We start from the raw sequence: 19,703 nt of genomic DNA, 5'->3' as shown, positions 1-19,703 counted from the left end.
CACCACCTCCATTCTTGCTAATGTGTAACGAATGTTACATAAAAAATGTAAATTAAAGTTGGATGTATCCGATTGTTAGGTAGAAAATTTGTAAAAAAGAACTACAATAGAGAGTAGTTAAAATTTGAGTGTGAGAAAAAGGAATCTAGTGTAATATAATGAATGATAGATAGATTATAAAGTGTTTGAAAATTAAAAGATATAGAATAGAATGGAAAAATATAAAGTGAAACTGGATAAAAGAGGGTCCCTATATGTTTAAGAAATGGCTAATTGTTTTCTTTATTTTTGCTGTTTTTTGTGGGAGTGTCGCTGCACTAACATATGCAAATAAAGATAAGAAATATAATTTGAAGGCATTTTCAGGTTATAAGAATAAATTTGAAAATGATAAACCGAAAGTCGATGCGAATCAGCAAAAACGTTATGAGATTGCAGCAGCAAAACTAGATCAATATTTAAAAGATAAAGGATTTAATGGGAGTGTTCTTGTAGCTAGTAAAGACCATGTAATTTTAAGGAAAGGTTACGGGTATGCGAATGTAAAAGATAATGTATTAACAACGCCAAGAACGAAATATCGCATTGGTTCTATTACGAAAACAGTCGTTGCAATATCTATCATGCAACTAAGAGAAAAAGGGAAATTAAATATTGAAGACAATGTAAATAAGTATATTCCATCGTTTCCAGCAGATAAAAATATTACGTTACGAAATTTGTTAACACATACGTCCGGGTTACCAGAACAGGGGCAAGGTAGTGTTGATGCAGCGTCACGTTTAAAGTTAGTAACTTGGATCGGAGCGCAAACGTTACAATTTCCTGCAGGAACGGGATGGAGATATACAGATTATAATTATATGGTACTTGCATATATTGTAGAAAAGATAACAAATGAACCACTTGCTGACTATGTGAAAGAAAACATTTTTACTCCTGTTGGAATGCATGAATCTGGGATGGGTGCCACTTTCCCAGGAGATATGTTTTTAGCAGAAGGATATACGAAAAAAGATAATGAGTTAGTAGCTACGCCTCGTTTAAGGATGAATTGGCTATATGGTTGTGGTGAAATGTACACTACAGTTGATGATATGAAAAGGTTAGATGAGGCAATTATGGATGGGAAGCTGCTTTCTAAACAAAGTTTGTCAGATATGTTTACTGTATCACCCGCTAGAAAGTATGGATTTAGTTTCTATATTTACCCAGATTATTATCATAATCATGGTGTATTAGCTGGTTGGAACACTTTTAATAATTTTAACTGGGATAAAAGAACGTTTGTAATATTATTCTCTAACGTACAAAATGGTATGAATGATACATTTAATCAAGAGTTTAGGAAATTAGCGAATGATTTAATAGAAGAAAAATAATTATTTTAAAATCGGTATTGATATGTAATTATCAATACCGATTTTTTTATTTAATAATGTTTTATTTAGTGAACAAGCATGTATGAGAGGGGATTAATATTAGAATAAATTTATGAAGGAAGTTAAATGATATTAATGTTAAATATAGGGGATTTGTTTTGTGAATGTCATCTATTTGTATTGAAATTATGTAATTTATCATGCGGAAGAATAATTGGTAATTTTTACATTGATGAAAAAGCTTGAGCTTCACACTATGTGAAGCTTTACATTATTGGAGACACGAACAGGAGGTTGAAAAAATGAAAAAAGTAGTAAAGTTTTGTTTAATAGCTACATTATCTACAGCGATTATTAGTGGATGTTCTTTTGAAGGGAATAATGAAAATGCTAAAGGGAAAGAGGGTGAAAAAGTAGAGGTACAGAAAAACGTTGGGAAATATACGATGCCGGATGAAAAAGATAAACATGAAGGTACATGGCTACAATGGCCACATGAATACACATACGGTCAAGAGTATAAACAAGAAGTTGAACCTATTTGGGTTAAGATGGCAAGTACTTTAACTGAGGGTGAAAAAGTCCACATTGTTGCATATGATCAGGAAGAAAAAGAGCGAATTAATAAGCTTCTAACAGATGAAGGGCTAAATATGGAGAAGATTGATTTCTTTATAGCGCCTACTGATGATGTATGGGCAAGAGATAGTGGACCAATTTTTGTTTATGACAATAATAAAAATCTAAAAATATTAGATCCAGCATTTAATGGTTGGGGGAAGAAAACTCCTTATAAAAATGATGCCCGTGTACGGGAGAATGTTAGTAAACAATTAGGGATTGAAAGAATTGATTGGGGGAAATTCGTCCTTGAAGGTGGCGCAATTGAATTAGACAGCAATGGGACTGCTTTATTAACTCGAAGTGCAGTAACGAATAAAAATAGAAATCCTGATTTATCAGAAAAGGAAATTGAAAAATATATAAGTGACCTTGGGGTGACAAACTTTATTTGGTTAGATGGAGTGCCTAATTTAGATATTACGGATTTTCATATTGATGGATTTGCTAAATTCCATGATAAATCTACCATTGTAACGATGAAAGAAGATGACTTGGCTGAATGGGGCTTGTCAAACAAAGATATGGATAAATTGTTAGATGCAAAAAATGCTTCAGGAAAGAAATATAAATATGAATACTTACCGCTTAGTAAAGATAAAGTTACTTTAGAAGGTGGAAAAACTCTCGATTATAAGGGATCGTATATCAATTATTATATTGGGAATAAAGTTGTATTGGTGCCTAACTATAATGACCCAAATGACAAAATCGCAAACGATACGATTCAGAAGTTATACCCAGATCGTAAAGTAGTCGGTATTGATGTGAGAGAGCTTTATAAAAATGGCGGAATGATTCATTGTGTTACACAGCAACAACCGATTCAATTGAAGTAATCGATTATAGTTTCATTATGTTGCTTTATAGACAAAATAGGTGAAATGCTATCTTTACTTATTTTGTCTTGTTTTAACATCTGTAACAAGAATAAAATGCATAATTTTGATGTAATGATAATTAAATATATTGTCATTATTGTTTTATATGGAAAAGGAGAAAAATATTTGTGTTAAAGAATATAAAAAGAGTTTTTTCGTTGTTCCCTATCGTTCTACAGTACATTTTAAATGTTGCTTTGATCTGTTTGGGAATGGTTTTAAGTGTGTTTCTTATGAAAGAAGTTATTCAATTTATACAAGAACTTAAATTAAATAGTGAGGAATCTAGTTATCATTTGATTGATAGTATCGTCGTATTCTTTTTATATTTTGAATTCATCGTAATGATTATAAAGTATTTTCAAATGAACTTTCATTTTCCATTACGTTATTTTATATATATAGGTATTACGGCTATTGTTCGTCTAATTATTATAGACCATGATAGTCCAATGGATTCATTGTTATATGCTTGCGCGATTCTTGTATTAATTAGTGCTTTATTCATTGCAAATTCTAAAATAATGCGTCGTGATTTAGAAGAGTGAAGATTTGTTGTTGAATAAATAAGGTATTTTATCTTTTTGAAAAAAGAAGTAACAGTATTGAAAGAAATAATCTTAACCAGCCTCATAATGATAGGGTTTATGATTCTATTATTTAATTGTATACTTTCATGATTTAAAAGAATAAAAGGTTAATAGAGAAAGAGGTTTTTGTAAATATGGTTCATTACAATAATCAAAATAGTTTACATCAAATATTTACATTAAAAGGGACAATTATAAGAGATATTTTCCCACAAATCGTATTATATACGTGTATTTCAACGATAGTAGCTGTGATTAATTATTACTATGCAGAAATAAATATAAATCAGACTCCTTGGGTAATCGTCGGAGGAGCTTTAGGATTACTATTAGTGTTTCGTACGAATACTGCCTATGATCGGTACTGGGAAGGTAGAAAGCTATTTGGCACGATTGGTGCTTGTACTAGAAATTTAGCAATTAGTTTTTTGTGTCATTGGGATTCTAAAGGGAAGAGTATGGAGCAGGAAAAAATAAAATTTTTACATTTATTAATTGCATTTCCAAAGTTAGCGAAAGGGCACTTGAGGGAGGAAAAAGATTTATCTGAAGTGAAATCATTGCTTGCTGTCTGTTCTGAGAAGGAAAAAACATTTTTGGTTGAGTCCAATCATTTACCGCTTAGTATAGTTTTTATGTTGAAAACTATACTATCAAAAGGTTTGAAAACGGGGCAATTTCATCCAAATGCGATAATTAGTATGGAAACGGATTTGAATACGTTACTTACATCTGTGGGTGGATGTGATCGTATCAAAACAACACCTATTCCTTTTGCGTATTTTGCTCATATAAAAATTTTATTGATTATATTTTGTGCGACTTTACCGATTGGTCTTGTTGATAGTCTCGGATGGTTTACAGTACTTGCGACTACGTTTATAAGTTTTGCATTCATAGGTATTGAAGCAATAGGGGTTGAAATTGAAGATCCCTTTGGTCAGGATCCAAATGATCTTCCACTAGAAGGAATTTGTATAGGAGTAGAAACGCATTTAGTGAATTTATATAATCAAAACGATCTATTAGAAGTAATGGGTTTGAATCGTGATAAAAAAATCATTTAATCATTTATTGTTGTTTTAAAATATGGTATTTAAAAAACTTGTCAAGAGTCAATTTAAGGCTTAATGTCAGCTTTATATTTTTTATATAAATATATAATATTTCTCCATGCTATAATCCATTCATGAAATGTACATGTTGCATGAGTTGTAATGAAAAAAGACATGAATTGAGGAATAGTTGGCTTTGTAAAATCAGTTATGTAACTACTATTAAAAAGCGAGGTAAATAATATGGAACAAAAACATAGTGGCATTATTTTTACTGCAATACCAGACGAATCGAATGAATATTATCAACCATTTTATGAAGACTTGATTTACTTTAATGAATGTTTAAATGAAAAGAAATCAATTGCGGATCAACTTATATCTTTATCTGTTGAAGAGCAAGACTTTCATACAAACTTTTTCGAGTATGATGATATTTGGCTAAGAGATGTTGCACCGGTTGTCACAAATCATCTAGTTAAATTTAAATATCGACCAAATTATTTGCCAGATGATCAAGGGCGATATTTAGATCAACAGTTTAATAAATGGTTGAAAAAGAATGACTTTGAATATGTAAAATCTCCATTAATATTAGATGGTGGTAATCTTATTTGGAATAAAAAAGATACTGTAATATTAACAGAACGCATATTTGATGATAATGATGATTGGACAGAAGAGGAAATTATTGAGCAGTTAGAATGGGATTTAGATGTGAGCCGAGTTATTATTATTCCTGCTGAAGAAGGGGATGTACTAGCACACGCAGACGGAATGGTTAAATTTATTGATGAACATACAATGTTTATTAGTGATTTTTTAGGGGATCATGAATTTAGATATCATGTTCAAGAGATTATTCAAGAGCAAATGCCAGAAGCTGAATTTATCGTTGTTCCTTCCTCATATACAGAGAAAGGACAATATGATCAAGAAATAGCATCGGCAAAAGGTTTATATATAAATATGTTAGAAACATGTGATGCCCTTTATGTTCCTAAGTTTGGATTAGCAAAAGACGGGGAAGTTTTACGATATATTCAACAGCATACAGAGAAACAAGTTATTCAAATTCATGTAGGAGACATTTCGACTATGGGAGGCGCAATGAATTGTTTAACGTGGTATTGTCCGAGTCATTTGTTACCTTCAAAAATGAAAGGATTGAGTAATCAGAATGAAGTTTCTTCAATTAAAAAGTTTTTTGATTGGTTTTAGTAAATAAATTTAAAAAAGAAATATACTCAAGGGGTATGTATATGTATACAATTACTGAATTTTCTCGGATTTGTAAAATGAGTACACGGATGCTAAGACATTATGATAAAGAGGAAATATTGAAACCGGAATATGTGAATCCGGTAAATGGATATAGATTTTATGAGCAAGGGCAGCTAGAAATAGCACTGAAAATTAAAAAGCTCAGAGAGTACAAGTTTCCTTTGCCGAAAATTAAAGTAATTCTGCAGTCATCAGATCAAGATTCATTTATTCACCATATGCAAGCGCAAATTATAGAGTTGTCTCATGAGGTGAAACAAAATTTACAGGTTATTTCTGAAATGAATGAAATGGTAAGTATGAACAATGGTCTTAATATTGCCCGTCATAGAAGTTACGATATATTAATTGGAATGAGAAATGAAATAACGGTAATTGCTCAAAGATTACAAATAGATATAGATGATATGGATGATTATTTTTATGATTTATATGAAAAAATACAAAAGCATAACTTTCAAATAGTTGGTTCGCCCTCTACGGTTTTTTATGATGAAGAGTATATCCCGAATCAAAGCGATATTGAATTAAGAATTCCGATTTTGCATGATAACGATAAAGACGTAGTACAAGAATGCGAAATAAAAAAATTAAATCACCATCAAATTGTTACTACTATGCATTATGGTAGCTATGACTATATAGGTTATGCTTATATGGCGTTAGAAGAGTGGGTGGAAAGTAATGGCTATATAATAGATAGTCACCCATATGAAGTTTATATAAAGGGACCTGAATGTGATTGTTTAGTAGAAGAGTATGTGACACAAATTTGTTTTTTAGTTACGAAAATAGAATGAGAATAAGGATTGACATTAACATTATGTCAATCCTTATTCTATGTACGAAAGCAATTTATCATAATAAAAAGGAGAGAGAATATGAGAAGAACAATCATGATCATTTGTCTGATTCTAAGCATGGTATGGATTTCGGCATGTACTTCTGGAGTAGGAGAAGGTGAGAGTGGTAGCGCTGTTTTACCTAATCAGTTACCTAAAAACGTAGTGTTTAAAAATGGTACAATCTATACTTCTAATGAAAAGCAAGACATCGTAGAGGCTGTAGCCGTTAAAGAGGGGAAAATTACATTTGTTGGTTCAAACAAGGATGTAGAGGGATTTATAAATGAAAATACGAAAGTGGTGGATTTACAAGGACGTTTTATCCTCCCTGGTTTTGTGGACAATCATAATCATATATTTGAAGCAAAATCACCAGCAGCAGGGAATTGTAGTGTCTCACCAGATGCTTCTCTGCAAGAACAACGCTCGTATTTAAAGGTTTGTAAAAAAGATGTTAAAGATGGGGAATGGATCAGCGGAACTGGATTTAGTTTAGAAGAGCTGTTAAAAGATATGGACGAAAAATCAGAACAACAAACTCCATTACAAGTTCTTGATGAGTTATTTCCTAATAATCCAGTGTTAATTATGGAAAGAACCTCTCATTCTGTATGGGTTAATTCAAAGGCACTCGAGTTAGCTGGAATAAATAAAGAAACGAAAGATCCGCAAGGCGGAAGAATCATTCGAGATCCTGAATCAGGAGAACCATTTGGTATTCTTTATGATACAGCTGGGGATATTGTGATGGAAAAAGCATGGAATTCTCAATCAAATCTGTTTGAAAAAAATTATGAAGGTTTGTTAGACGGTTTAGGTGAGGTTGCAAAGAATGGTATTACTACAGTCGGTGATGGACGTCTCTATTGGAAACGAGGCTGGTTAGATGTTTGGAATAAAGTTAACGATGAGAAAAAGTTAACGTCACGAGTAGTACTTCGTCCGTGGGTATATCCGAACTTAAATGAAGCAGAACAAATTGAGTATTTCAAAAAAATTAAGCGTGATGATGTATCATCTCGAATGCTTATTAATCAAGTGAAGATGTATAGTGATGGAATTAGCATTAACAGTACAGCTAAAATACTAGAAAAATATAAATTTGAGTGGTTTAAAGGAACCCCGTATGGCTTGAACTATATTCCGGAAGAAAAAATGAAATGGTGGTTAACGGAGCTTAATAAAATTGGTTACGGTGCACTCATTCACACAATTGGCGATGGTGGGGTAAGAGAGAGTTTAAATGCGATTGAAGCAGCGAAAAAAGAAGGCGCAAAGCAGCCGTATACACTTACGCATGTGGAAATGGTAGAAGATAGTGATATAGATCGTTTTGCTAAATTAGGTATTAGCGCTGATTTTCAAGTAGGTCATGATTTTGCAGAAGATCCAAAACAAAGCTGGGCAAGTACGTATTTTTCAAATCAGCAAATGAAACGAATTATGCCGTTAGGGCGGATTTGGAAAACAGGAGCAAACGTATCACTTAGTAGTGATTGGGATGTAAATGAACTCAATCCACTAGTGACGATTTCGAATGCATTAAGCATTGATGAAAAGGGTTTGTCTGATGTATACGCAGCTATTGATGCTTATACAATTAAGCCAGCGAAAGCATTAGGGCTTGATAATATAACTGGCTCGATAGAAGTTGGAAAATCAGCTGATATGATATTACTAAATGAAGATATTACTAAAATGAGTGCCGATAAGATTCCAAATGCGAAAGTATTAGTGACGGTTTTACAAGGAGAAGTAGTGTATCACAAGGAGAAATAAAGAATCGCTTTATAAAATTACTACAAGTAAATGAATATATTTCTGTTGACCTTAACACGATGTCAAAGTATAGACTGTACTTACATTCAGAGAAGGGGTGAACATGTATGAGAAATATAGAAAATAGTTTGTTTTATATGCCTGCAGAATGGGAGAAACATGAGGGGACATGGCTCCAATGGCCTCATGATAAAGCGCATAGAGGTGAAGGTTACAGAGCTAAGTTAGATGATATTTGGGTAACGATGGCAAAGGAGCTTCATTACGGAGAAAATGTGCATATTGTTGTATATGATGAAGAAGAAAAAGCACATGTCCAATCGAAGTTAATTGAAGCGAAAGTGAATATGGTTAAAATTGATTTCTTAATTCAAGAAACTAATGATATTTGGATCAGAGATAATGGACCAATATTTGTAAAAGATAAAGAGGGGAATCTCCGCCTAACACACTGGGTATTTAATGGTTGGGGGGATAAATATCCGTATGAAAACGATGCTGTTATTCCAAATAAAATAAGTGAAATGCATAGCATTCCAAAAATGGAATCTAGTATTTGCTTAGAAGGTGGAGGGATTGAGATAAATGGAAATGGAACCTTAATGGCAGCAAAAACTTCTATTATAAATGAGAATCGAAACCCTACACTAAGTCAGGAAGAGATTGAAATGGAGTTAACGAAGTATTTAGGGGTAACGAATTTTATATGGATAACTGGTATTCGCGGAGAAGATAATTATGATGAAGATACGGATTACCATATTGATGGTGCAGCACGTTTTGTAAATGAAAATACGATTCTATATGAATATGATCCTTTTGAGGAAGGAGAGTCGTATCTTTTGGAGGCGCAAGAAAAACATTATCAAGAATTGCGACAAGCAAGAAATATAGATGGAAATCCATTTCAGCTCATCCCAGTACCTGTAACAAGACAAGTGGTAAAAGAGGCAGACTGTAAAGGTTCGTATTTGAATTTTTATATTGGCAATGAAGTTGTATTGGTTCCTATATACGGTGATGAACATGATAAGTTAGGGCTTCAAATTATTGAAGGGCAATTTCCAGGTAGAAGAATTGTCGGTATATATGTTAACGAATTGTATGCATACGGGGGTATGATTCACTGTGTGACGCAACAGCATATAGAATAGAGTAATTCAAATGAAAAAGCATGCAGAGCATATACTCTGCATGCTTTTTATAATGCTGAAAGCTCCTCAACAAGTTGAGTGAATTGTTTCAATGCACTCTCAATCGGTTCTGGCGTAGTTAAATCAACGCCAGCTTTTTTCAGTAGGTTTAATGGATAGTCAGAACTTCCACCTTTAAGGAATTCAATATAATTTTTCTGAGCATTTGGATCGCCGCTTAATAATTTATCGGCGATTTGGATTGCAGAGGCGAAGCCCGTTGCGTATTTGTACACGTAAAATGGACGGTAGAAATGAGGGATTCTAGACCAGCCATATTTTACTTCTTCGTCAAATACGAGGGAGTCGCCATTATATTCTCTAAATAACTTTTCATAAATTTCACTAAAGACTTGGGCATTTAATGGTTTACCTTGCTCGGCCATTTCATGTGTGATTTTTTCAAACTCAGCAAACATGATTTGTGTAAAGAAAGTACCTTTAAAGCTCTCGATAAAATGGTTAATTAAATGATTACGCACGTTCGTTTCTTTTGCTTCTTTTAATAAATAGTGAATTAATAACACTTCATTTACTGTAGAAGCGACTTCTGCAACAAAGATAGTATAGTGTGCAGAAATTCTTGGTTGGTATCCGTGTGAGTAATGCGTATGCATACCGTGGCCACATTCATGAGTTAGAGTGAAAAGGCTATTTAAATCATCGTGATGATTTAAAAGAATGAAAGGATGAACACCGTACACACCAAAGTTATAAGCGCCAGAACGTTTTCCAGGTGTTTCTCTCACGTCTATATAGCGTTTATCTTTAAAGCTTTTTAATGTTTCGATATATTCTTCACCTAAAGGAGCTAGTGACGCGATCATTATGTCAAACGCTTCGTCGTATGGAATGTCTTGCTTTACACCTTTTACTAAATCAACACTCAAGTCGTATTGTCTTAGTTCATCTACATTTAATTTTTCTTTTCTAAGTTCATTATATGTATGTAATGATTGAATGTTTTTCTTCGTCGTATCGATTAAATTTTCATATACGTCTTTCGGAACCATATCGCCAAATAATGATTTTTCTAAAGCTGATGGATATTTTCTTAGCTTTGAAACAGTAACATTATTTTTAATAGCAGCAGATAGAGTAGAAGCGATAGAGTTTTTTAACTGAACATATGGTTTGTAATAAGCTTTATAAGCTTCTTTACGTTTCTCACGATTCTCATCTTCTATTAACTTTGCATACATTCCACGCGTTAAATTTACTTTTTCTCCATCATCAGTAGTCACGTCACCAAATAGTATATCTGCATTATTTAACATGCCAAATGTATGCTGCGGGGAGGAAAGTGCTTCACCCATTTGTGATAAAATCTCTTCTTGGTCCTTATTCAATACGTGTTTTTTATAACGGTATAGTTCAAATAAGTCTTCTTTATAATATTGTAAGCCTTCTGCTTCTTCTATGTAAGCATGTAATGTGTTTTCATCTACGCTAAGTAAGAATGGGGAAAAGAAAGATTTAGCCGCACTTACTTTCACGTGTAATTGTGATACTTTATCGACGAGGGATTGAGCGTTAGTATCGCGTGTATCAAGATCAGAGTGTAATCGTGCATAAGCGAACATTAAAGATATTATGCTAGAAATTTCTTCACTCTTTGTTAAATAAGCTAATAAACTATTGCCATCGTGAATATTTCCATTAAACTTGTTTAATTCATTCGTTAATACTTCAATTTTATGAAAATCGCTTTCCCAATCTTCAATTGTATGGTAAATATCCGTTAAATCCCATTTTTCTTTATCAGCTACTTGTAGTCGATCTTTAAGTTCAGTCATAATCATTTCCTTTCTAAATATGTAGTTATATTCCTATATAACTATGAAATACAACAAATTGCAAAAAATCCCTGCTGAAAATTGAAAAGCCTTGCTGTAAATAGCAAGGCTTAAACAGTTATAGTGTAATTCCGAACTTCGAATGTAAAAGATTTGTATATTGCTCGTCTGTAACTTCTTCTTTAGATTTTTTACCGTCTTTTGTTATTGTAAGACTATCTTTTGTTAAAGAAGCGTGTCCGTCATGTGTAAGTTTTACAATAAGAGGTACTTTGTTAAATGGTGAGCCCTCATGTTCAACGATGATTTTTTGTGCTGCATTTGCTTTCGTTTCATCCACTTCTTCTATATAAAATGCATAACCTAACGTCCAATCATCATTAGAAGATTGATCCAGAAACTCATTGTTTTTACGCATTTCTAAAATGTAATTTCCTTTTTCAGTTGTTTCTTTGCGAACACGATAATCTCCTGTTACTGAGTGAACGACTTCACCTGAGAAAGGAACAGGTGCAAGAGGTAAGTATGATCCGAATCCTACTTCAATTAAATAAAGTTCATGATGATGTTTTAAAACAGTTGCGATATGTCCGGAATCGACAGCCCATATAGAGTTTGCAGCATTATAAACTGTCCCTGAAACTAAATAAACATCCAATCCAAAGTCTTTAAGAAAGTAATACATAGTAGGATTTAGTTCATAACAAAGACCGCCACGGTTGTTTACTAAAATTTTTTCTTTTAAATTCTCTTTTGATATTTCTTTAAAGTTATTTTCGAGAACATTTAAGTTTTCAAATGGAACAGTTTGCGCCATTCTATACATAATTTGAGATAAATCTTCAAATGATACGGTTTCTTTTTCTTCTATATGTAAACGTGCGAAAAATTGTTTTTGAAAGTCTGTCATAGAAATCCCTCCGTCATACTTTTATAGATAAATTGTATACAATTTTGAATACGATGTGAATTTTAAACTATGTGGGGGTACTTGTGGAATAGTTGAATTCATATTTTGAAAAATAATGTGAGAGATTAAAAGATTGTTACTTTACTAACTGTAGAACGAATATTATAATAATTTTGAAGAATTATGCAAACGTTTTCTTGAAGGGGATGGTGTAAATATGTTGAAAAGGATTACGGTAGTCTGTTTGTTTTTTATTTTGCTTTTTCCTAATATATATGAGGGAAACAAGGCAGAAGCAGCAACGATAAACAATGGAACACTAATGCAGTATTTTGAGTGGTACGCTCCGAATGATGGGGATCATTGGAATCGTTTGCGTTCTGATGCTGAAAGTTTAGCCCATAAAGGAATCACATCTGTATGGATACCACCTGCATATAAAGGGACTTCGCAAAATGATGTAGGGTATGGGGCCTATGATTTATATGATTTGGGAGAGTTTAATCAAAAAGGAACGGTGCGGACGAAATATGGGACAAAAGCACAGTTGAAATCTGCAATTGACGCTTTACATAAGCAAAACATCGACGTATACGGTGATGTAGTTATGAATCATAAAGGTGGGGCTGATTATACTGAAACCGTAACAGCTGTTGAGGTAGACCGTAACAATCGAAATATTGAAGTGTCAGGTGATTATGAAATTAGTGCATGGACGGGTTTTAACTTTCCAGGGCGCAGAGATGCTTATTCTAATTTCAAATGGAAATGGTATCATTTTGACGGAACGGATTGGGATGAAGGAAGAAAATTAAATCGAATTTATAAATTTAGGGGGATAGGTAAAGCGTGGGACTGGGAAGTGTCTAGCGAGAATGGGAATTATGATTATTTGATGTATGCAGATCTTGATTTTGATCATCCTGATGTTGCGAATGAGATGAAAAAATGGGGAATGTGGTATGCGAATGAATTAAATTTAGATGGTTTTCGTTTGGATGCTGTTAAACATATTGATCATGAATATTTACGCGATTGGGTAAATCATGTCAGACAGCAAACGGGGAAAGAAATGTTTACGGTAGCAGAATATTGGCAAAATGATATTCAGGCTTTAAACAATTATTTAGCGAAAGTCAATTATAATCAATCTGTGTTTGATGCACCGCTTCATTACAATTTTCATTATGCTTCAACAGGAAATGGGAATTATGATATGAGAAATATTTTAAATGGAACAGTAATGCAAAATCACCCTGCACTCGCAGTTACTCTCGTTGAGAATCATGATTCTCAACCTGGGCAGTCATTGGAATCTGTAGTAAGTCCGTGGTTTAAACCGTTGGCATATGCATTTATTTTAACACGTGCAGAGGGCTATCCTTCAGTTTTCTATGGTGATTACTATGGGACAAGCGGAAATAGTAGTTATGAAATTCCAGCGTTAAAAGATAAAATTGATCCGATTTTGACGGCGCGAAAAAACTTTGCATATGGTACGCAACGTGATTATTTGGACCATCCAGATGTGATTGGCTGGACAAGAGAGGGTGATGGTGTACATGCTAATTCTGGTTTAGCGACATTAATCTCTGATGGACCAGGAGGATCAAAGTGGATGGATGTTGGAAAGAATAACGCTGGGGAAGTATGGTACGATATTACGGGTAATCAAACAAATACTGTAACAATTAATAAGGATGGATTGGGGCAATTCTATGTAAGTGGAGGCTCAGTTTCCATATATGTTCAGCAGTAAATTGGTGATGAAAAGAAGAGGTAGACTGAAATATAAGTCTTCCTCTTCTTTTTATATTGTTATCATACCTAAATTTTTATTTTAATAAATGAACTAGTCGACTTTTGAAACAACAAGAGATGCGTTGGAATAAATAATGTCACCCGTGGCTTCTCTTATTCGTACTCGAAGAACATCTCCTTGGTTTAAAGGTAATAGATCAGTTCTGGCGGATGTAGCTCTTACCCCAGAACCACCAACAACTCGTGAAATTCTTTCGTTAATACTTCAATTTTATGAAAATCGCTTTCTTAATCTTCAAATATATGGTGAATATCCGTTAAATCCCATTTCTCTTTATCATCTACTTGTAGTCGATCTTTAAGTTCAGTCATAATCATTTCCTTTTTAAATATGAGTCATATTCCTGTATAACTATGAAATACAACAAACTGCAAAAAATCCCTGCTGGAAATTAAGAAGCCTTGCCTGAAATGGGGAGGCTTCAAAAATTATAATGTACGACCGAGCGTTGAATATAAAAGATTTATATATTGTTTTTCGTAATAATAAAAATCGTACTGTGATTGCTATAGAACTAAATATTAGTATGTTTTTAACGTGATTTTAATAGATGTTATATTTGCTTTACGATAAAATGATTATAGTGTAAAATTACACTATAAGTGTAAAATAATAATGAATGGGTGTTTTTACACTTTTGGTTATTAGGGCTTTCTAAAGCAAGATGATGAGTTTTTATTATTAATGTTAGCGGAGACAATTTGATGTAGCGGTTATTAGAGGAAGTTCTTTATATAAATCGTAATTTTAAATTTTTAAGGGTATTTCTGTATAGGAAGTAGTAGAAAAAGGAGAGGAAATATGAAAAAAACAAAAATGAAATATAGCATAGTATTTATTTTATTACTATTAACATCATGTGATATAACGGATGAAGAACTTGAACAAAAAGCACAAAGTTATACAAAATCGGAGTATGGTATTTCTGTTAAACTAAACCAAGTTGAAACACTGGATAGCGGAAAAGATTTCCTTGGTCCAAAGTGGCGGGTAGTTTCTGTACAGCAAGTCGATGAACCGTATTTGCAATTTCAACTTTCTTTCGAGGGACAAATCTCTCCAAAAGTAAATAATGATAACTATAAAATAAAAAAAGAAGCGAATGATTTACAAGAAAGATTCAATACATATTATGAAAAAAAAGAGAATAATACTATCCTTATTTTCGCTCAAATACAGGCGGGGGATACTGTTTTCGATAAGAATGCCGAGAAAGAAATAGCGAAGAAAAATTTGAAGCAGTATTATACGGCAGTTTTTAGAAGTAATACTGTTTTAGATGTAAACAATCCTGTACATATGGAAACATTAGCGGAGGCTGCAAGAATTATTAAGGAATTTAATAAAACGATTGAAAATAGTAAGAGTAGTGTGGAAGATATAACGATTAAGCTGCCAGACGTTAATAAGGATGTATTAAAAAATATTGCAGTAGATTATATATTAACGGCTGAAGATGCGAAAAAGACCCTTGAGAAAAAGGCTGATTATATGAAAGTTTTACAGTCTACGAAGTGAAAAAAGGGACCTTCCTCAGGTGTGAAAGGCAATAGTCTGGCACCTTTACTTATTACAAAACATATAGTATGATGATTTCAGTAAATTAGATTTCAATGACTATAATATAAATTAATGAGAGGTGCTTTTTGTGAGTGCGGTAGGTACTAAATAGGAAAAATTTAATGAAATAAATTGGATGAGACCAGGGGATTTTTATGTACATCATACCCCTAATTTTGTCATGGATTTATTTCGAAACCTATGAAGATACCTACAATACTTTATAAAGCGTGTAATAAGGGGATTGCCATCTGTTTTTTATGGCTTATTTCCTCATATGTTATTACACTTGCCTTGTAAATGTAAAAGCTGCGGTATCCCCGCAGCTTTTTTGTATATGTTTTTGATGTATAAAAATGGTAATTGAATAATGTAGAACTCATTGGAATCTAATGAGTAGGTATCTTCATTTATGATATAAATCAATCATAGTGAGGAGAAACAAAATGAATACGATGACTTTTGAAAAGTTACAATATAACGGATTAATGGAAATAGTGAAATCATATTGTGTAAGTGGATTAGGTAAGGAATTATTAAATAAATTAGAGCCGAGTACAAGTATAAAAGTAGTGAGAAATCGCTTAAATGAAACGACAGAAGCACGAGCTATAGTAGATGCAGAAGGGCATGTTCCTTTCTTCGGAATTTCCAATATCGCTAGTACAATTCAAAAATTAGAAAAAGGGATGATTTTAGACCCAGCAGAGTTAGTGAGCGTTTCAGACTTTTTACGTGGGTGCCGAAAGATTAAAAGGTTTATGCTAGATAAAGAATTCTTTGCTCCAGTATTAGCCTCTTATGCAAATTCAATGACTGAATTTAAAAGTGTCGAAGAAGAAATTAACTTTTCGATTAAAGGAAATAGCATTGATGCGGCGGCTAGTAAAGAGTTAAAACGAATTCGAAATAACATTGATTCTGTTGATGGAAAAATAAAAGAACGTTTAACGAAGTTTTTAAATAGTAGTGCAAATAAGAAGTATATTCAGGAATTCTTTATTAGTAAAAAGGATGATCGCTATACGATTCCAATCAAATCTACCTATAAAAATCAAGTTGCCGGGAGTATCGTTGAAGCTTCGGCTAAAGGTTCTACTGTATTTATAGAACCACATACGGTTACAAAGTTAAATGCGGAGCTCGCAAGTTTGAAAGCAGAAGAAGCGATGGAAGAGTATCAAATTTTAGCGACTTTATCAGGAATGGTATTAGAAAATATTTATCATATAAAAATTAATATGGAATTGATTAGTCAATATGATATGGTATTTGCGAAAGCGAAGTTCAGTAAATCAATCGATGGAATAGAGCCGAAATTAAATGATCATGGCTACATTCATTTAGTGAATTGTAAGCACCCGCTTTTAAGTGGGAAAGTAGTACCATTGAACTTTGAAATCGGTCAAAGCTATCGAAGTTTAATTATTACAGGACCAAATGCGGGCGGGAAAACAATTGTGCTAAAAACAATCGGATTGTTAACATTAGCGACAATGTCAGGCCTTCATATCGCTGGAGATAAAGAAACAGAAATTGCTATTTTCGAAAATGTATTTGTAGACATTGGTGATAATCAAAGTATCGAAAATGCACTAAGTACATTTTCGTCTCATATGAAAAATCTTTCTGAAATCATGAGGATGTCAAATAATAATACGTTACTGTTATTTGACGAAATAGGAAGCGGTACAGAACCGAATGAAGGTGCGGCGCTTGCGATATCTATTTTAGAAGAATTTTACCTTGCGGGATGTATTACAATTGCAAGTACGCATTACGGTGAAATTAAACGCTTTTCAGAAATGCATGGTGATTTTATGAACGCAGCAATGCAATTTAATAGTGAGACACTAGAGCCACTTTATAAATTAGTGATCGGTAAATCAGGTGAAAGTAATGCACTTTGGATTGCGAATAAAATGAATGTGAGAGAACATGTACTGCAAAGAGCGAAAGAGTATATGGGAAATAAAGAATACGCTCTAGAAAAAGTGAATGAAAGTAAAATTAGAAAACCGAAATTCGTGCAGGAAAAAAGAGAAGAGCACTATGAATACAGAAAAGGCGACCGTGTGAAATTGTTAGATCATAACGATTTCGGGATTGTATATAAGGAAAAAGATAATTTCTATAATGTCGTTTTATATTATAACGGTGAATTCGTTGAAGTGAATGTAAAACGTATTACTTTAGAGGTAGCGGCGAAAGAATTATACCCAGAAGGATATGATTTAAATACACTATTTGTTGATTATAAAGAAAGAAAAATGCAGCATGATATTGAGCGCGGATCGAAAAAAGCGCTTCGTAAAATTGAAAAGGAAATAAGAAAGAATAGAGGATAAGTTAAAATGGTAGCAATTAGACAAGAACAAAAAAACGATTATAGAAAAACAGAAGAAGTTGTACAACAAGCATTTTTAAGTGAAGAATTTAGTGATAAAAAAGAACATGAACTTGTAAAACGTATTAGAGAATGTGACGCGTTTGTTCCAGAGTTATCTATCGTTGCGGTAGATGAAGAAATAGTTGGTCACATTATGTTATCAAAAATTACAATAGAAAAAGATGGAGCGTCTGTAGAATCATTAGCGCTTGCGCCAGTGTCGGTTGCTAGGGGCCATCAGAAAAGAGGAATTGGCGGGAAACTTATTGTAGCTGCATTAGAAAAAGCGAAAAAACTTGGATATGGATCGGTTGTTGTGTTAGGGCATCCAGAATACTATCCGAAATTTGGTTTTAAGAAAGCAAGTGAGTGGAATATAAAAGCGCCATTTGAAGTGCCTGAAGAAGTGTTTATGGTAATGGAATTAACAGAAAATGCTCTTGAAGGTGTAGAAGGAATTGTACAATATTCGAGTGCTTTTGCTGAGTAGGGGTATCAGTTAAGAAGTGTAATCATAAAATACGCTACCTTTTTGTAGGAATATACAGAAAGGTAGCTTTTTTATTAAACGAATCTACTTACATATATTTTGCTCAATGAATAATTAAGGTGGTAAAATTGATATAGAAATGTAAAGGGAGAGAATAAAATGAATAAGCGAGAAAAAGATAGCAATGAGAATGTAGTTACGTTATATGTTACGAGACACGGTAAAACAATATTAAATACGAATCATCGCGCGCAAGGTTGGGCAGACTCTCCGTTAGTAGAAAAAGGTGTGGAAGTTGCCACAAATTTAGGAACGGGATTAAAAGATATTCATTTTACAAATGCGTATAGTAGTGATAGCGGCCGAGCGATTGAAACTGCTAATTTAGTATTAAAATATAGTGAGCAATCAAAATTGAAACTTGAGAAAAGGAAAGATTTACGAGAATTAAATTTTGGTATTTTTGAAGGTGAAAAGCTTGAAAATATGTGGGATGTGGTTGGAAAAGCTGCGGGCGTTGCATCACCAGAAGAACTCATGAAGTTTTCTATTCAAGAAGTGATTAATCTTATTAGAGCAGCAGACCCTACGAAACAGGCGGAAGATTGGGAATTATTTTCTACTCGTATAAAAGCAGAGATTGATAAAATTAGTGAAGAAGCTGCTGGAAATGGTGGCGGTAATGTTTTAGTTGTTGTTCATGGGCTTTTGATTACAACCTTAATAGAAATGTTAGACAGTAGCAAAACAAAACTTGGAGTGGAAAATGCTAGTGTGACGAAGATTGTATATCAAGATGGAACATATACAGTCGAGTCGGTTGGAGATATGAGTTATGTTGCAAAAGGGAAAGAAAGTGTAGAAATATAATTATATCTCAAATAGAAATAAGAAAACGAAGCTAGAAAGATCTTAATGAAATCTCTTTAGGGTGAGTTTTACTCAAAATAACAAATAAGTTCGTATGCCTTTTCGCATAAGCGGAAGGGTCTTTTTTTATTGATTTAAATCACTTTTCGTTGACTTTGTACCAAAAACAGTACCACTTTCAACATAAAGTAAGAGTGTACAATGATTTATGTTACAGTTGATTAGAATAGGTGTAT

General features: G+C 33.1%; 15 protein-coding genes and 1 pseudogene. 13 read left to right on the top strand and 3 right to left on the bottom strand.

Annotation, left to right across the window (positions count from 1 at the left end; translation table 11 throughout):
• Positions 1-254 precede the first annotated feature (254 nt).
• From BAU27_RS22290 to BAU27_RS22255, 8 genes are all read left to right on the top strand, one after another.
• Complete coding sequence (locus BAU27_RS22290; protein WP_071747589.1) at positions 255-1,382, top strand: serine hydrolase domain-containing protein; 1,128 nt, start codon at positions 255-257, stop codon at positions 1,380-1,382.
• Between the two features lie 302 nt (positions 1,383-1,684).
• Entirely contained in the window at positions 1,685-2,842 is a 1,158-nt protein-coding gene (locus tag BAU27_RS22285) for an agmatine deiminase family protein (RefSeq protein WP_071771971.1), read from the top strand.
• Positions 2,843-3,012: 170 nt separating this feature from the next.
• Positions 3,013-3,432, top strand: coding sequence for a phosphate-starvation-inducible protein PsiE (gene psiE / locus BAU27_RS22280; protein ID WP_071747587.1), 420 nt, complete (start codon positions 3,013-3,015; stop codon positions 3,430-3,432).
• 176 nt (positions 3,433-3,608) lie between these two features.
• The gene (locus BAU27_RS22275; protein ID WP_071771970.1) at positions 3,609-4,541 is read left to right on the top strand and encodes a bestrophin family protein; all 933 of its coding nucleotides are present in this window, start codon (positions 3,609-3,611) and stop codon (positions 4,539-4,541) included.
• A gap of 231 nt (positions 4,542-4,772) precedes the next feature.
• Complete coding sequence (locus tag BAU27_RS22270) at positions 4,773-5,750, top strand: agmatine deiminase family protein (protein ID WP_071771969.1); 978 nt, start codon at positions 4,773-4,775, stop codon at positions 5,748-5,750.
• A gap of 41 nt (positions 5,751-5,791) precedes the next feature.
• Entirely contained in the window at positions 5,792-6,613 is an 822-nt protein-coding gene (locus BAU27_RS22265) for a MerR family transcriptional regulator (protein WP_071771968.1), read from the top strand.
• 81 nt (positions 6,614-6,694) lie between these two features.
• Positions 6,695-8,437, top strand: a complete 1,743-nt coding sequence (locus BAU27_RS22260) for an amidohydrolase (RefSeq protein WP_071771967.1) — start codon at positions 6,695-6,697, stop codon at positions 8,435-8,437.
• A gap of 107 nt (positions 8,438-8,544) precedes the next feature.
• Complete coding sequence (locus BAU27_RS22255) at positions 8,545-9,591, top strand: agmatine deiminase family protein (RefSeq protein WP_071771966.1); 1,047 nt, start codon at positions 8,545-8,547, stop codon at positions 9,589-9,591.
• 47 nt (positions 9,592-9,638) lie between these two features.
• Here the strand turns inward: BAU27_RS22255 and pepF are convergent, their stop codons facing one another.
• Entirely contained in the window at positions 9,639-11,426 is a 1,788-nt protein-coding gene (gene pepF, locus BAU27_RS22250; protein WP_071771965.1) for an oligoendopeptidase F, read from the bottom strand.
• Between the two features lie 118 nt (positions 11,427-11,544).
• Positions 11,545-12,336 carry an arylamine N-acetyltransferase family protein gene (locus BAU27_RS22245; RefSeq protein WP_071747580.1) on the bottom strand — a complete coding sequence of 264 codons (792 nt, stop codon included), beginning with the start codon at positions 12,334-12,336 and terminating at the stop codon, positions 11,545-11,547.
• A gap of 217 nt (positions 12,337-12,553) precedes the next feature.
• Between BAU27_RS22245 and amyS the strand changes: the two genes are divergently transcribed.
• Entirely contained in the window at positions 12,554-14,095 is a 1,542-nt protein-coding gene (gene amyS, locus BAU27_RS22240) for an alpha-amylase (protein ID WP_071747579.1), read from the top strand.
• 93 nt (positions 14,096-14,188) lie between these two features.
• On the opposite strand, the pseudogene BAU27_RS31940 reads toward amyS, so the two are convergent.
• Positions 14,189-14,344: pseudogene (locus tag BAU27_RS31940) on the bottom strand (exosporium leader peptide); the annotation flags it as partial.
• Between the two features lie 615 nt (positions 14,345-14,959).
• On the opposite strand from BAU27_RS31940, the gene BAU27_RS22235 reads away from it, so the two are divergent.
• The 4 genes from BAU27_RS22235 (at position 14,960) to BAU27_RS22220 (ending at position 19,467) form a co-directional block, all read left to right on the top strand.
• Positions 14,960-15,676 carry a hypothetical protein gene (locus BAU27_RS22235; RefSeq protein ID WP_071771964.1) on the top strand — a complete coding sequence of 239 codons (717 nt, stop codon included), beginning with the start codon at positions 14,960-14,962 and terminating at the stop codon, positions 15,674-15,676.
• Positions 15,677-16,164: 488 nt separating this feature from the next.
• Positions 16,165-18,066 (top strand): endonuclease MutS2, encoded by a 1,902-nt coding sequence (locus BAU27_RS22230; protein WP_071771963.1) that lies wholly within the window; start codon positions 16,165-16,167, stop codon positions 18,064-18,066.
• Positions 18,067-18,072: 6 nt separating this feature from the next.
• Positions 18,073-18,597, top strand: coding sequence for a GNAT family N-acetyltransferase (locus BAU27_RS22225; protein ID WP_071771962.1), 525 nt, complete (start codon positions 18,073-18,075; stop codon positions 18,595-18,597).
• Positions 18,598-18,756: 159 nt separating this feature from the next.
• Positions 18,757-19,467, top strand: coding sequence for a histidine phosphatase family protein (locus BAU27_RS22220; protein WP_071747575.1), 711 nt, complete (start codon positions 18,757-18,759; stop codon positions 19,465-19,467).
• The last annotated feature ends 236 nt before the right edge of the window (positions 19,468-19,703 follow it).

Origin of the sequence: Bacillus sp. NH11B (assembly GCF_001884205.1) — a bacterium.
Classification (GTDB): Bacteria; Bacillota; Bacilli; order Bacillales; family Bacillaceae_G; genus Bacillus_A; species Bacillus_A proteolyticus.
Note: the sequence above shows the minus strand (reverse complement) of the source record. Positions and strands in the feature narration are given on the sequence as shown.